This is a genomic window from Mucilaginibacter sp., from assembly GCF_965201005.1.
Classification (GTDB): domain Bacteria; phylum Bacteroidota; class Bacteroidia; order Sphingobacteriales; family Sphingobacteriaceae; genus Mucilaginibacter_A.
Genome location: NZ_OZ241747.1, coordinates 2,042,726 through 2,056,588 on the forward strand (window position 1 = coordinate 2,042,726; position 13,863 = coordinate 2,056,588).

The 13,863-nt window shown below is 38.3% G+C and carries 17 protein-coding genes and 2 pseudogenes; 14 read left to right on the forward strand and 5 right to left on the reverse strand.

What is annotated here, in order from left to right:
- Positions 1–66: 66 nt before the first annotated feature.
- A complete protein-coding gene (locus ACOFKR_RS09435; RefSeq protein ID WP_419800550.1) occupies positions 67–726 on the reverse strand; it encodes an ABC transporter ATP-binding protein in 660 nt (219 codons plus the stop codon).
- Between the two features lie 599 nt (positions 727–1,325).
- Between ACOFKR_RS09435 and ACOFKR_RS09440 the strand changes: the two genes are divergently transcribed.
- The 5 genes from ACOFKR_RS09440 to ACOFKR_RS09460 all read left to right on the forward strand — a co-directional run bounded on the left by ACOFKR_RS09440 (position 1,326) and on the right by ACOFKR_RS09460 (position 4,849).
- Positions 1,326–1,772, forward strand: coding sequence for a YsnF/AvaK domain-containing protein (locus tag ACOFKR_RS09440; RefSeq protein ID WP_419800551.1), 447 nt, complete (start codon positions 1,326–1,328; stop codon positions 1,770–1,772).
- A 19-nt stretch (positions 1,773–1,791) separates the two neighbouring features.
- Complete coding sequence (locus tag ACOFKR_RS09445) at positions 1,792–2,610, forward strand: DUF2382 domain-containing protein (protein WP_419800552.1); 819 nt, start codon at positions 1,792–1,794, stop codon at positions 2,608–2,610.
- Between the two features lie 105 nt (positions 2,611–2,715).
- On the forward strand, positions 2,716–3,363 hold the full coding sequence (locus ACOFKR_RS09450) for an OmpA family protein (protein ID WP_419800553.1): 648 nt from the start codon (positions 2,716–2,718) through the stop codon (positions 3,361–3,363).
- A gap of 26 nt (positions 3,364–3,389) precedes the next feature.
- A complete protein-coding gene (locus tag ACOFKR_RS09455; protein WP_419800554.1) occupies positions 3,390–4,301 on the forward strand; it encodes a DUF2382 domain-containing protein in 912 nt (303 codons plus the stop codon).
- Positions 4,302–4,414: 113 nt separating this feature from the next.
- Positions 4,415–4,849 carry a hypothetical protein gene (locus tag ACOFKR_RS09460; protein WP_419800555.1) on the forward strand — a complete coding sequence of 145 codons (435 nt, stop codon included), beginning with the start codon at positions 4,415–4,417 and terminating at the stop codon, positions 4,847–4,849.
- 40 nt (positions 4,850–4,889) lie between these two features.
- Here the strand turns inward: ACOFKR_RS09460 and ACOFKR_RS09465 are convergent.
- Positions 4,890–5,003, reverse strand: a pseudogene (locus ACOFKR_RS09465) (IS982 family transposase); the annotation flags it as partial.
- A 374-nt stretch (positions 5,004–5,377) separates the two neighbouring features.
- Between ACOFKR_RS09465 and ACOFKR_RS09470 the strand changes: the two are divergent.
- On the forward strand, positions 5,378–6,346 hold the full coding sequence (locus ACOFKR_RS09470) for an NAD(P)H-quinone oxidoreductase (RefSeq protein WP_419800556.1): 969 nt from the start codon (positions 5,378–5,380) through the stop codon (positions 6,344–6,346).
- A 23-nt stretch (positions 6,347–6,369) separates the two neighbouring features.
- Here the strand turns inward: ACOFKR_RS09470 and ACOFKR_RS09475 are convergent, their stop codons facing one another.
- On the reverse strand, positions 6,370–6,846 hold the full coding sequence (locus tag ACOFKR_RS09475; protein ID WP_419800557.1) for a hypothetical protein: 477 nt from the start codon (positions 6,844–6,846) through the stop codon (positions 6,370–6,372).
- A gap of 138 nt (positions 6,847–6,984) precedes the next feature.
- Here ACOFKR_RS09475 and ACOFKR_RS09480 point away from each other — a divergent pair, with 138 nt between their 5' ends.
- Both ACOFKR_RS09480 and galB read left to right on the forward strand, forming a co-directional pair.
- A complete protein-coding gene (locus ACOFKR_RS09480; RefSeq protein ID WP_419800558.1) occupies positions 6,985–7,392 on the forward strand; it encodes an EVE domain-containing protein in 408 nt (135 codons plus the stop codon).
- Between the two features lie 286 nt (positions 7,393–7,678).
- Entirely contained in the window at positions 7,679–10,093 is a 2,415-nt protein-coding gene (galB, locus tag ACOFKR_RS09485; RefSeq protein WP_419800559.1) for a beta-galactosidase GalB, read from the forward strand.
- 32 nt (positions 10,094–10,125) lie between these two features.
- Here the strand turns inward: galB and xerD are convergent, their stop codons facing one another.
- Entirely contained in the window at positions 10,126–11,025 is a 900-nt protein-coding gene (gene xerD, locus ACOFKR_RS09490) for a site-specific tyrosine recombinase XerD (RefSeq protein WP_419800560.1), read from the reverse strand.
- A 33-nt stretch (positions 11,026–11,058) separates the two neighbouring features.
- On the opposite strand from xerD, the gene aroQ reads away from it, so the two are divergent.
- From aroQ to ACOFKR_RS09520, 6 genes and pseudogenes are all read left to right on the forward strand, one after another.
- Positions 11,059–11,475 (forward strand): type II 3-dehydroquinate dehydratase, encoded by a 417-nt coding sequence (gene aroQ, locus ACOFKR_RS09495; protein ID WP_419803636.1) that lies wholly within the window; start codon positions 11,059–11,061, stop codon positions 11,473–11,475.
- Positions 11,476–11,543: 68 nt separating this feature from the next.
- Complete coding sequence (locus tag ACOFKR_RS09500) at positions 11,544–11,780, forward strand: hypothetical protein (protein WP_419800561.1); 237 nt, start codon at positions 11,544–11,546, stop codon at positions 11,778–11,780.
- Positions 11,767–12,162, forward strand: coding sequence for a type II toxin-antitoxin system VapC family toxin (locus tag ACOFKR_RS09505; protein ID WP_419800562.1), 396 nt, complete (start codon positions 11,767–11,769; stop codon positions 12,160–12,162). The genes ACOFKR_RS09500 and ACOFKR_RS09505 overlap by 14 nt, the downstream gene beginning before the upstream one ends.
- 19 nt (positions 12,163–12,181) lie before the next feature.
- Positions 12,182–12,334 (forward strand): annotated as a pseudogene (locus ACOFKR_RS09510) (type II 3-dehydroquinate dehydratase); the annotation flags it as partial.
- Positions 12,335–12,410: 76 nt separating this feature from the next.
- A complete protein-coding gene (locus ACOFKR_RS09515) occupies positions 12,411–12,617 on the forward strand; it encodes a hypothetical protein (protein WP_419800563.1) in 207 nt (68 codons plus the stop codon).
- Positions 12,607–12,804 carry a hypothetical protein gene (locus ACOFKR_RS09520; RefSeq protein ID WP_419800564.1) on the forward strand — a complete coding sequence of 66 codons (198 nt, stop codon included), beginning with the start codon at positions 12,607–12,609 and terminating at the stop codon, positions 12,802–12,804. The genes ACOFKR_RS09515 and ACOFKR_RS09520 overlap by 11 nt, the downstream gene beginning before the upstream one ends.
- A gap of 225 nt (positions 12,805–13,029) precedes the next feature.
- On the opposite strand, the gene ACOFKR_RS09525 is transcribed toward ACOFKR_RS09520, so the two are convergent.
- Complete coding sequence (locus ACOFKR_RS09525; protein WP_419800565.1) at positions 13,030–13,512, reverse strand: DUF4112 domain-containing protein; 483 nt, start codon at positions 13,510–13,512, stop codon at positions 13,030–13,032.
- Between the last annotated feature and the right edge of the window lie 351 nt (positions 13,513–13,863).

Below are 13,863 nucleotides of genomic sequence, written 5' to 3' on the forward strand. Positions count from 1 at the left end.
GTCAATAAAAATAAAATAGTTGGTGTAGATTACAGGCTGAAAATCAAATGCTTAAAGCTAAAAACTTCATTCAATCCTTCCATCCAATAAATTGATTATCCTGGAACCGTAAGCTGCATTTTTTTCCGAATGCGTTACCTGCACAATTGTAACGCCTTGCTCGTTCAGCGTTTTAAACAGTTCCATAATTTCTTCGGCTTGTTTCGAGTTGAGGTTGCCGGTCGGTTCATCAGCCATGATAACTTTTGGGTTGGCGGCCAGTGCGCGTGCAATACCAACCAATTGCTGCTGGCCGCCCGAAAGCTGGTTCGGGAACAAATCCTTTTTGCCCACAATTTGAAAACGGTCCAGGATATCGGCCACTACGGATTTTCGGTCCGAAGATTTCATGTCCTGGTAAATCAGCGGCGTTTCGATGTTTTCGTAAACCGTCAGTTCATCGATTAAATGATATGCCTGAAAAACGAAACCTATATTTTGCTTGTACAAAGCTGAGCGTTGTTTTTCTTTCAGCTTGAAAACCGATTGTTCGTCAAACAGATATTCGCCTTCGGATGGCTCATCAATCATGCCCAAAATGTGCAGCAAAGTAGATTTCCCGGAACCGGATGGCCCCATAATCGAAATAAATTCGCCATCGGCGATGTTCAGGCTAATGTCTTTCAGTAAAAAAGTGCGCTTGGCACCTGCAGATATCCACTTGTAAATATTTTTCAGTTCGATCATTTTTGTGTGCTGTTGATTTGTATTTCTTTTTAAGATTACTGTCAATCCTTATAAAAACTGATACCAGGATTATTACTGTCTGATTTACAATGGTTTACGAATATTGATTTTGTTGCTACTGTTCGGTATCGATACAAAGGTTGTTTCTTAATGATACAATTTTATGCCGGTAAAAGAAGCATTGCAGGCTTCAAGGCTGCTTATCGGAGAGCTTGTTTTTATTTTTTAATAAGGTAATGATGCTTCTTTTAGGCATATAAATTTTGCTTTTATGATTTTGACCAAAAGCCAGAACCAGCAAAATTCAGGTGATAAAAGAAGCATTAGATTTTTTCGGACAGGATTGAATCCGGTTTTTAAAAAATTAACATTGATTCGTTATTGTCATTATTGCAAAAATTACTTGCATTGGTATTTTACTTTAGCATTCAACTCTACATAAACTTTGAAATTGTATTGTATTTATTGATTAAAAATGAAAATTTCTTAGTTGGAAGTTGCAACGGATTTTTTATAAAAAAACAAAACTTTCAAATTTTTTCTTTACTGCTTATACATATGCAAAAATTTATTATCATTTGGTCAAAATATTGTAACTGATGAACGAATTTGAAAAACTGCCTATTGTACCGATTGCCGGGCAGGAGGAAATTTCTGCAAAAAAAATCGTTTTGATGGAAGAGCGGTTAAAAATCGACCTTAAAAAAGTTGAAACCGGCTCAGTTCAAATTCATAAAAGTGTGATTTCTGAAGAAGTAACACACCATATCCCGGTGATATCAGAGCAGGTTTTGATCGAACACAAGCCTATTAATCAATATGTAACAACTGTTCCGGAAGCACGTGTGGAAGGTGATACGACCATAATTTCGGTGGTAAAAGAAGTATTGGTAGTAGAAAAACGCCTGATGCTGGTTGAGGAAATCCATCTTACCAAAACCAAAACCGAAACAATAACGGCCATAAATGAAACCTTACGCAAGTATGAGGTGGAAATTAATCGCATCGATTCAGAACAAACACAACAATCAACAATAATTAATTAACTTTTAAAAACAAGTAATCATGTCACAAACAGTAATTGGAATTTTCGACTACACAAGTGAGGCACAAGAAGCCGTAAGCTATTTAACAAGCAACGGTTTTAGCCGCGATAACATTGACCTTTCTTCCCGCGGTGCAGAAACCGAAGGAACTACAGATTATGATAACGACAATAATGACGGTGTAAGCGGTTTTTTCAGTAATCTCTTCGGCACAAGTGATGACACTGACAAATACGCTGAAGTTGGCCGTAAAGGTTCAATCGTAACTGTCCATGCAAAATCATCAGATGAGGCAGAAAAAGCAGCCAAAATTTTAGATAATTATGGTGCGGTTGATGTTGATGAGCGTGCAGAACAATACAGAAGCGGCACTTATACCGGCAACAATCAAAACAGGACAAAAGAAGGTGATTCGATCAAGATCATTGAAGAAAAAATGGAAGTTGGCAAACGTGAAGTAGAAACAGGTGGTGTGCGTTTACGTAGCCGCATTGTTGAGCAGTCAGTGCACGAAGATGTACGTTTGCGCACAGAACGTGTTCGGGTTGACCGTACTAATGTTAGTCGTCCGGCTACAGATGCTGATTTGGCTGCTTTTAAAGATGCAACCATTGAATTGAAAGAAACCGCAGAAGTACCGGTAGTAAGCAAACAAGCTTTTGTAACCGGTGAAGTTTCTTTGGGAAAAGAAGTGGAAGAAAAAAATCAAACGGTGGAAGGAACTGTACGAAAAACAGAAGTAGATACAGAAAACTTTACGGATGAAGATACAAAATTAACTTCCGGAGACACTAAAACTACCGGAACGACCAATACAGATGGTGGTTTCTATAAATAATCGAAACTAATCAAACCACTGTTTCCTTTCAAAAAGCGTCAGTCAGTAAACCTGGCGGCGCTTTATTTTTAAAATTTTCATTCACCTTTTCTTAATAAAACAATTATGGCAGATTTAGATGTACAGCCTAAAAAAAACAACTCCTGGTGGCTTTGGATTTTGTTGTTACTGATTGCATTAGCTTTGTTATTTTTCTTTTTACGCGGATGCAATAATAAAAATGTCAATCAGGCTGCAACTGATTCTACTGCTGCCAACGTTGATACCAAAACCAAAGTTCTGGCTGCAACAACCCCGGCAGACCAGCCTGATTTTAATTCCCCAAAAGCTTCTTATGATGAAATTAAAGATACCAGCATTGATGTACGTGGCAACAACAACTACACAATCTATGGTTTAGGCGAAGATATTTTATTTGATAAAGATCAAAGTACGCTTAAAAGCAGTGCAGAAGGACGGCTGAAAATGATTGCTGCATCTTTAAACAAACGTTTTAAAGGAGCAACCCTTAGCGTTTATGGCCATACAGATTCTACGGGAACGGCTACGCATAACAAACAATTAGGTGCACAACGTGCTGAGGCTGTACGTATCTGGCTGGTTAAAAGTGAAAACCTGCCTGATCGTTCTATAGTGGTCTATTCTCTTGGTGAAATTAGTCCGGTCGCATCTAATGCAACAGAAAAAGGAAGGCAGCAAAACCGCAGTGTGTCAATTGTGGCCACGCCAGCCAAAACTTCAGGAAATCAATAATAATTTTAAAACTTTAAAACTAAAAAATGATGTCAGTAAACGATAACAATACTGCTTCCAGCTTAAAAGAATTAAGCGAAAGTGATTACGAAATTGTGGATGGTGAGCCTAACATTAAAGGCTGGGACGTAAAAGATGAGAACGGAAAACAAATTGGTGATGTGGACGACTTGATTTTCAACCCGGACACCAATAAAGTGCTATACTTAATTGTTGATTTAGATGACAATGAATTTGATTTAGATGACGATAAAAAGGTTTTAGTCCCGATCGGATTAGCAGAACTTCATGAAAATGATGATGATGTAATCCTACCGGGCATAACAGCAGCTCAATTATCAGCATTGCCCAACTACGAAAAAGGTAATATCACTTCTCAAACCGAATCTACTATACGTTCGGTGTTTGCAGGCGGTGCTGTTGCGGCCGTTGCAACAGATCAAACTGATTTTTATCAGCATGAAAATTTCAATGATCATAAATTTTATGGTAAACGCCAGCAAAATGTCAACAGCACAACTGCCATTCCGATTATTGAAGAAAAAATGGAAGTGGGCAAACGTCAAGTGGAAACTGGCGGCGTAAGGTTAAAAAGCCGCGTCGTGCAAGAGAACGTACAGGAGAACATTAACTTGCGTTCTGAGCATGTGCGAGTAGAAGAAACACCGGTTAACCGCCCGGCCACATCAGCCGATCTGGCTTCATTTAAAGAAGGGACAATTGAGATGAAGGAATATGCCGAAGTGCCTGTAGTAAGCAAAGAAGCATTTGTCACCGGTGAAGTTTCTTTGGAAAAAGAAGTAAAAGAAAACACAGAAACAGTACAAGGGACGATCCGGAAAACAGAAGTGGATACAGAAAATTTTACTGATGAAACGTCCAATTTTAGGGATGAAAAAAAACTGCCCGGTGAAGAAGGAGAAAATTTTTATAAGTAAACGACTGATTACCAATAAGCAATGCTATCTTGAGATTTGAATTTTATAGCAATAAAAGAAGTATTGGCTTTTAATAAAACCCTTTCATTAATTCACATATAAATTTTAAAACAATGTTTGATCAAATTTTGCAGATGGTTAAAGACCAGATTGGTGGAAACTCAGCTGCGTCTAACGCAATACCGGCAGGACAGGAAGATGCCGTTCATCAGGAAATTGCTACACACATTAACAATGGTTTACAAAATCAAGCTTCCGCACAAGGTGGTGTAGGCGGATTAATGTCTATGTTAACAAACAGTATGGGTTCCGGCAGCCCGATAACCAGTGCCATTGAAGGCGGACTGGCAAGCAGCTTGGGCAGTAAATTTGGCCTGCCACCAATGGCAACCGGCGCAATTGCCGCAGCTTTGCCAGGTATTTTACAAAAATTTGCACACAAAGCAAATGATCCTAATGATCAAAGCATTACTGCGGATAGTATCCAAAATTCTTTAGGTGGCGCAAGTGGCGGCCTGGGCGGAATGCTGGGTGGTATGTTTAAATAAACTTAACTGCTGTCAACTATCAGCATTTAGCCATCAGTTTTTACAGCTGATGGCTTTTTTTACGAAATTGGATAACTATAAGGGCTGTTATTTTGGACAATATCCTGGTTTTAAAATCAGTAAAGCTTTTTGCATAGTTTCTTCTGATTATAAACTAGTCACATAAATTTGAATGAAAAAAATCTCAAATTTTATATGATAAAAGAAGCATCATCTTTTTATTTTACCAACTCAAACAGTAAAATTTTAAACTTTTGATTTTGGGTTTGGGCTTGTTTAATTTCAGGTCAGAAATGTGTATAATGCTTCTTTTATCCCTGTAAATTATACCAACCGTTTTCAATACCGAAACAAAAATCCCTCAGCTTTCCTTCTTTTAACTAATAAAAAATAGTTGTGTTTTTAAAAGTATGATGAGATAAAATCATCAGCAAGTTGGCTTTTTTAAGGTAGTTGTTAGATTAACAATAGAGGTAGTTTGTCGTCGCACTAAGTTATTTTTTAAAATTAATATTTAAAAATCCATCTATGAAAGCAGTTGTGATCACACAGCCCGGAGAACCGGAAGTTTTGAAAATACAGGAACGGGAAACACCTCTGCCTAAACCAAACGAAGTTTTAATCGAAGTAAAAGCGGCAGGCATAAACCGGCCGGATATTTTTCAGCGCAAAGGAAATTATCCGCCGCCGGCCGATGCACCGCAGGATATCCCCGGATTGGAAATTGCCGGAACAATTACGGCAATAGGCAAGGAAGTGACACAATGGAAAACCGGCGATCAGGTTTGTGCTTTGCTCGGCGGCGGCGGTTATGCAGCTTTTGCAGTTGCGGATGCAGGACATTGCCTGCCGGTGCCTGCCAACTGGACATTTGTAGAAGCTGCCTCTTTGCCGGAAACAGTTTTTACAGTTTGGCAAAATGTATTCAGGCTTGGAAAGTTGAAAAACGGAGAGAACTTTCTGGTTCACGGTGGAAGCAGCGGGATCGGCATCACGGCGATCCAGTTGGCAGCAGCTTTTGGTGCAAACGTGTATACAACCGCCGGAAGCGATGAAAAATGCAAAACATGCCAAAATTTAGGTGCTAAAAGAAGCATCAATTATAAAATAGAAGATTTTGAAACTGTGTTGAAGAAGGTTGGTGCAGATGTAATTTTGGATATGATTGGTGGCGATTATATTTTAAAAAACATCCGGATTTTAAACCCGGACGGACGTTTGGTTTACATTAATGCCATGAAAGGCGGCAAAGCAGAAATTGATGTTACTGATTTGATGAAAAAACGTTTAACGCTCACAGGAAGCACTTTACGCAACCGCAATGCTGATTTTAAAACGCAGCTGGCAATAGAGATAAAAGCAAATGTTTGGCCGGTTATTGCAGCAGGAAAATTTAAGCCAATAATTTATAGAACTTTTAAGTTGGAAGATGCTGCAAAAGCCCATCAATTAATGGAAAGCAACGAACATATTGGTAAAATTGTGTTAGAAATTTAACTTCAAAGCGATTGTAAACACAATCATTTAATCAAAGTAACTTTCGTCAGCTCTTTATCTAAATAATAATATCTGCTCCTGCTTTTATCAAAACCGTTTGCTTTGATAAGCCAGCCGGTTTGTGCGGTTTTAAAACTGGTCATGAAATCTATCATCGCATCGCTGGTTGTGACCAATTGGTTGGATAAATGTTTACTGTCTTTTTTAGCCTGATTTATTTCTGCATCAGTTTTCATTTTTACAATGCGCGCATCAATTTTCCTGCCTTCCAACTTTAAACTATCTATTTTATGCTGATAATTTTTATAAGTTTTTGTATCAACATAAGAAGTCTTTAAAACCTGAGGTGCAGAAAGTTTAATGTGCGGATTGAAGCCAAACTTGGAATGATTTGCAATATAACTTTTTACAAGTAACTGTGCCTTTTGCCGGTCAGCTTGTGAAAACGACACGAAAGGAGTTACAAGGAAAATAATCAAAAACGGTACTGTTTTTATCATACAAAATTATAATCTGTAATTTACAAAAGTATTTAAAATTGTATTAATTGGTACTAATTAACGAATTTTAAATTCAGACAAATATATTGTTGTAAACTTATTTAGATTAATTTTGAAAGTTAACTATAAAAACTTATTATGAATTATTACCTGGTCAAATCCGAACCGCACAAATACAGTTGGGAAAAATTTTTAAAAGAAGGCAGAACACATTGGGACGGTGTACGCAACTATCAGGCACGCAACAATTTACGGGAGATGAAAACCGGAGATCTGGTTCTGTTTTATCACAGTAATGAAGGTAAATGTGTGGTTGGGATTGCCAAAGTTATAAAAGAGTTTTATCAGGACCCGACAACTACAGATCCAAACTGGGTTGTTGTGGATATTGAACCTGTGCAGTCTTTGGATAAAGTTGTAACGCTTGAACAAATCAAAGCAGATGAATTTTTGCAGAACATTAGTTTGGTAAAGCAGGGAAGATTATCTGTAATGCCTTTGAAAGCGGAAGAATTTGACCGGATTGTTGCCTTAGGTAACGGATAAAAGTTTTTTATCAAATTAAGTTTTATTTTTGAATGACAAATTTTAGGTGATAAAAGAAGCATTTTGTTGAACTTTTGTAAAATCAACATCAACTTGTTTTCCAGAACAAAGAAAGATTTTTCAAATAAAAAGTTCTACCTGACCGGTACAATTTATAAAGCTTACAAATGTTGGCTTAAACCCGAATCATCAACTTAAAATTTAGCCGGTAAAAGAAGCATCAGGTTTTTGGTTTAAACATTACATTTATTTTGTACACTATTGCTGAATTAACTATCTTAATTGCATGAAAAGTTTTTATATATATTTAGCTGTTGTTTTACTTGTATCTCATTTTTCTGCCGAGGCACAAAACGCAAACCGGCAGGATTTTGACCGTGGCTGGACGTTTAATCTGGGCGATGTTCCTTCAGCCAAAAATCCGGGTTTTGATGATTCGGGCTGGCGCAAACTCAACCTGCCGCATGATTGGAGCATCGAAGGAAAGTTTTCAAAAGACAACCCCGCAATGCCCGAAGGTGGCGCATTGCCCGGCGGCATTGGCTGGTATCGCAAAACTTTTTTGCTGCCGGAATCATCAAAAGGAAAAATTGTTTCGGTTGATTTTGATGGCATTTATCAAAAAAGCCAGGTTTGGGTCAACGGGCATTTGCTTGGTTTCCGCCCCAACGGTTACATTTCTTTTCGCTATAATTTAACGCCATACTTGTTTTACGGCACAAAAAAGAATGTGATAGTTGTAAAGGCCGACAATTCTATCCAACCCAATTCACGCTGGTATTCCGGTTCGGGCGTTTACCGCAATGTTTGGTTGGTAACCACCCCAAAGTTAGCAATAAACCATTGGGGAACTTTTGTAACCACGCCAAAAGTCAGCAGTCAATCGGCCAGCATCAACATCCAAACAATTATTAAAAACTACACTGGCAAATTGCAAAACGCAACATTAACTTCGGTTTTGTATAATGCGGCCGGCAAAATTGTATTGGTAAAAACCACAACCGGCATCGATGTAAAAGATTCGATAAAAGAAGTATCACAGGATTTTGTGCTGAATAATCCAAGCTTGTGGTCTGTAAAACAGCCGTACTTGTACAAGCTGGTATCCAAAGTTACCAATGATCATTCGGTTTCGGATAGTTATGAAACCCATATCGGTATCCGTTATTTCAATTTTGACGCAGATAAATGCTTCTCCCTCAACGGAAAATCAATGAAAATTTTGGGCGTTTGCGATCATCATGATCTGGGAAGTTTGGGTGCCGCGATCAATACAAGAGCTTTAGAAAGACAATTGGAAATTTTGAAAGCAATGGGCGTAAATGGCATCCGGACTTCGCACAATCCGCCTGCGCCCGAACTTTTAGACCTTTGTGATAAAATGGGTTTTTTGGTGATGGACGAAGCTTTTGACGTTTGGGAAAAGCAAAAAGTAAAGTATGATTATCATCTGTATTTTAAGGATTGGCACAAACAAGATCTGCAAGACCAGGTTTTGCGCGACCGCAACCATCCAAGTGTAATCATGTGGAGCATCGGCAATGAAATACCGGAACAAACGGACAGTAGCGCAACCGGCATTGCCCGTGACCTGGCCGCTATCATACATCAGTTGGACACCACAAGGCCGATAACCAGCGCAAATAATGATCCCGGGAAAAACAACAGGATCATCCAGTCGGGTGCGGTCGATTTGATCGGATATAATTATCACCACAATGATTTGACTAATTTCCATGATCGATATCCCGGCAAAAAATTTATCGGTACAGAAACAACCTCCGCACTGGAAACCCGTGGATTTTATGCGATGCCTTCAGACAGCATCCGCCGCTGGCCGGAATACTCCAAGAACGGAAAAGGCAAAATGGGCCCAGAATACCGGGTCTCTGCCTATGATAATGTTTCTACACCTTGGGGCTCAACCCATGAGGAAACCTGGAAAGTGATCAAGAAATATGATTTTTTGTCGGGCATGTTTATCTGGACGGGTTTTGATTATCTGGGCGAGCCAACGCCGTATTCCTGGCCTGCACGCAGTTCTTATTTTGGTATTGTAGATCTGGCCGGTTTCCCAAAAGACGTTTATTACATGTACCAAAGCGAGTGGACGGACAAAACGGTGCTGCACATTTTTCCGCACTGGACTTGGGAAGCCGGAAAAACGGTAGATGTTTGGGCGTATTATAATCATGCAGATGAAGTGGAACTATTTTTGAACGGCAAATCACTCGGTACAAAAAAGAAAAGCGGAGACGATTTGCATGTGATGTGGCGCGTAAAATATCAGCCGGGGACTTTAAAAGCAGTTTCCAGAAAAGACGGAAAAGTAGTGCTGTCCCGTGAAATTAAAACTGCCGGAAAACCTGCAAAGATCGAACTTTCTGCCGATCGTAAAACCATTAAAGCGGATGGAAAAGATTTGTCTTTTATTACTGTAAAAGTTTTGGATAAAGATGGAAACGTGGTGCCCGATGCAGAAAACTTAATCAATTTTAAAGTTGATGGCGAAGCGTTTATTGCCGGTGTTGATAATGGCGATCCGGTCAGTCATGATTCTTTCAAAGTAAATTACCGAAAAGCTTTTCATGGTTTGGCTTTGGCCATTGTACAGGCAAAAGAACATTCGGGCAAAGTTACTTTTACGGCCTCTTCGGATGGCTTGCAGAGTGCAACTATTGATTTGGACTTGGTGAAATAGCCATACTGTTTTTACACCTGTTTTTTTGGAAATCAGTTTCTGGGATGATATTGGATGATTGTTTCCCGCAAATATTCCCGGTCCAAATGCGTGTAAATTTCCGTGGTGGTAATGCTTTCGTGGCCAAGCATATCCTGTACGGCGCGCAAATCGGCACCACCTTCAATTAAATGGGTTGCAAAAGAATGACGGAAAGTATGCGGACTGATGCTCTTTTTAAGACCTGTTTTTTCGGCAAGTGCTTTGATAATCATAAAAACCATCACACGGGAAAGGGCCGAACCGCGCTTGCTCAAAAAAACAAAATCTTCCTGGCCGTTTTTAATTTTCAGGTGCACGCGGACTTCGCCCAAATAAATCCGGAGCATTTTTTTGGCCTGTTCGCCAATCGGCACCAAACGTTCTTTACTTCCTTTGCCCAAAATTTTTACAAAATCATCTTCCAGGTACAGGTTGGATATTTTTAGCGTAATCAACTCCGTAACCCGTAAACCGCAGCTATACAGCACTTCCAGCATGGTTTTGTTGCGTATGCCGTCGGGTTTTGAGAGATCGATTGCACCAATCAAAGCATCAATCTCCAAAATATTTAACGTATCAGGCAATTTCCTGGTGAGGCGGGGAGCTTCAATCAGTTCAGACGGATCTTTAGAAATCAGGTTTTCCATCAGCATAAATTTGTAAAAAGCTTTAATGCCCGATAAAATCCGTGCTTGCGAAGCCGGCGTCATGCCCAGTTCATTTACCCAGGTGATGAACGCTTTCAAATCCGGCGTGGTAATGGTTTCCGGTTTGCGAAGCGGTTGTAACGATACGGCAAACTGCTGCAACTTGTCCATATCCTGCAAATACGCATCGATGGAATTGGGCGACAAAAATTTTTCCAGCTTTAAATAAGATCGGAAACCGTTGATGGTTGATGGCCAGTCCAAAATTTTTTGAAAGTTTATTTTTATGTTTGGGTGATGAAGATACAAATTATCAACGGCCCAAATTTAAACTTATTGGGCAAGCGCGAACCATCGGTTTACGGCAATACTTCTTTTACCGACTATTTTTTGGTGTTGAAGCAGCGTTTTCCTCAAATCGAATTCAGCTACTTTCAAAGCAACAAAGAAGGCGAACTGATTGACAAAATCCAGGAAGTTGGTTTTGATTTTGACGGAATTATTTTGAACGCCGGTGCTTACACGCACACTTCCATTGCGATTGCAGATGCCATTGCCGCCGTAAAAACGCCAGTTGTGGAAGTGCATATTTCCAACGTGCACAAACGCGAAAGTTTCCGCCATCATTCTTTTTTATCTACCAATTGTAAAGGTGTGATCTTGGGTTTTGGTTTGGATAGTTACCGGCTGGCGGTGGAAAGTTTTTTGAGTTGAGGTGGATGCTGTTTTTGTTGTATATTTATTTAATAAAGTTTAAATAACCTAACTACTAATAAATTTTGATGATGATACATGCAGAGATTCGTAAATTACATTTGATTGAAGAAGTGCTCAAAATTGAGAATGAACAAATACTTTCTGCATTAGAGGTTGTTCTAAAAAAAACATTAGTACTCGAAACTGATTCTCAAAATTCGTTTGCTGCATGGTTAGGTATCTGGTCAAATGAGGAAGCGCAGGAAATAAAAACTGCTATTGTGGAAAACTGCGAACAAATTAATCAGGATGACTGGAAGTGATTTTGTATTTGATACCAGTGCTGTAATCGAATTGTTTAAAGGCAATCCAGTTGTTGCTTCCAAACTTGAAACGATAACAAATATTAAAATTCCTTCAATTGTTTTAGGTGAATTGTACTTTGGTGTTTACAGGTCTTCTAATCCTCAAAAACATATCGATCAAGTAAAACAGTTTATTGAAAATTGTGAGGTACTGCGTGTAGGTTCTGATACTGCAGAAGTATATGCAATCATAAAAACCAAATTAAAAATTAAAGGAAAACCAATCCCTGAAAATGATATTTGGATTTTAGCAATTGCAATTCAATTTGATCTTCCAATTGTTGCTTTTGATAAACATTTTTTAGAAATTGAAGGGTTAAAGTTGGAAGAATGGAAATGAGGCGATTAATAATTTTTTGGTGAAAACTCTTTTGATAGAAGTGCATATTTCCAATGTCCATCAGCGCGAAAGTTTCCGCCATCATTCGTACTTATCTGCCAATTGCAAAGGTGTGATCTTGGGTTTTGGTTTGGATAGTTACCGGCTGGCGGTGGAAAGTTTTTTGGGTTGAGTTGGATGCTGTTTTTATCGTATATTTATTTTACTAAAAGTAAAAAGCTGAATTAAAACTAAAAATTATATTAACAGTGATACGAACCACAATAATACCAGACGAAAAAACAATCTCATTCAGCATCCCTGAAACTTATATTGGAAAGCAAATAGAAATTATTGCTTTTGAAAAAGATGAAGGAATGAATGAATTACCGCAAAAGAAATCAGTTTCTTTTAAAGCTGTATCTATTGATACTAAAACTTACGTTTTTAACCGGGATGAAGCAAATGAACGATAAAATATTTTTAGATAGTAATATTATTATCTACACTTATTCGGCTACAGAACTGAACAAACAACAGATTTCCAGAGATATTATTTCCAATGCTGATTCTTTTATAAGCACGCAAGTTTTGCAAGAAGTTTGTAATATACTTATGCGCAAGCTTAAACTAAATTATTGTAGTTACAATTGCAGCAATTAAGGAATGTTGTCAGAATAATCAATTGCATATTAATACTGATGTTACAATCATACAGGCGTGTGAAATTATTAATCGTTATGGGTTTTCTTTTTATGATAGTTTAATTATTGCAGCAGCTATAGAATGCAATTGTAATTTGCTTTATTCTGAAGATTTACAAAATGGCCAACTGATACTTGGAAAACTTACTATTGTAAATCCTTTCAAATAAATCTTTTGCCTCCTTCAAACCATCCTCCAAACCCAAGCCACAACCAAATAAATCAAATATAAAAACCCCAGGAACAACAAAAAAAGTATGATAAAAACAGCAAGTAACACGCTTGTTCCGCGGCCCTGATGTTTGCCTTCTTCATAATGTTCTTTTAATAGTTTGATGTTGCGGGAATTGGATTTGTAATAGAAATCAAACACATTCCCGATTAAAGGTATGCCGCCGATCAAAGCATCGGTACAAATATTCAGCACCATCAAAATCACTACTTTGCGGCTGACACCGTTTCTGGCCATTACCATAACCAGCGCGGCACCAACCACAAAGCCGGAAATATCGCCTACAAACGGGATCAGGTTGATGATCGGATCCAAACCAAACCGGAAATTGCTGCCCGGCAGTTTAAACTGATCGTCCATCAAACCGGCAATCCGTTCTACCCATTTTAATTTGCCGGTTAAGTTTGTGTTTTGAAGTTTTGGGTTGTTCATCATACGAACCAGCTTCTGAAATATTTTTTAAATTGAGCAAAAACGGTCCGGTCAAATTTATTCCGACCCAATGCTTCTTTTATCGCCCTAAATTTAACCTGATATTTACCATTGTTAGGATTAAAATAGAGCCTGTTTAAATTTATCTCGAAAAAAATCCCGTGCTTTCATTTATGCCAATAAATCTTGTATTTGGATTTTATACCGATAAAAGAAGCATGGAATTTTTCATTTTTTTATAGGATAAAAGAAGCATTGAAAACAGATAAGATAAATTTAAACAGGTTTATCTTTTCCATAAAAAATTTTGATCCGAAGAATTTCAATCTTGCAAAACATTCGATCAGTAAAAAG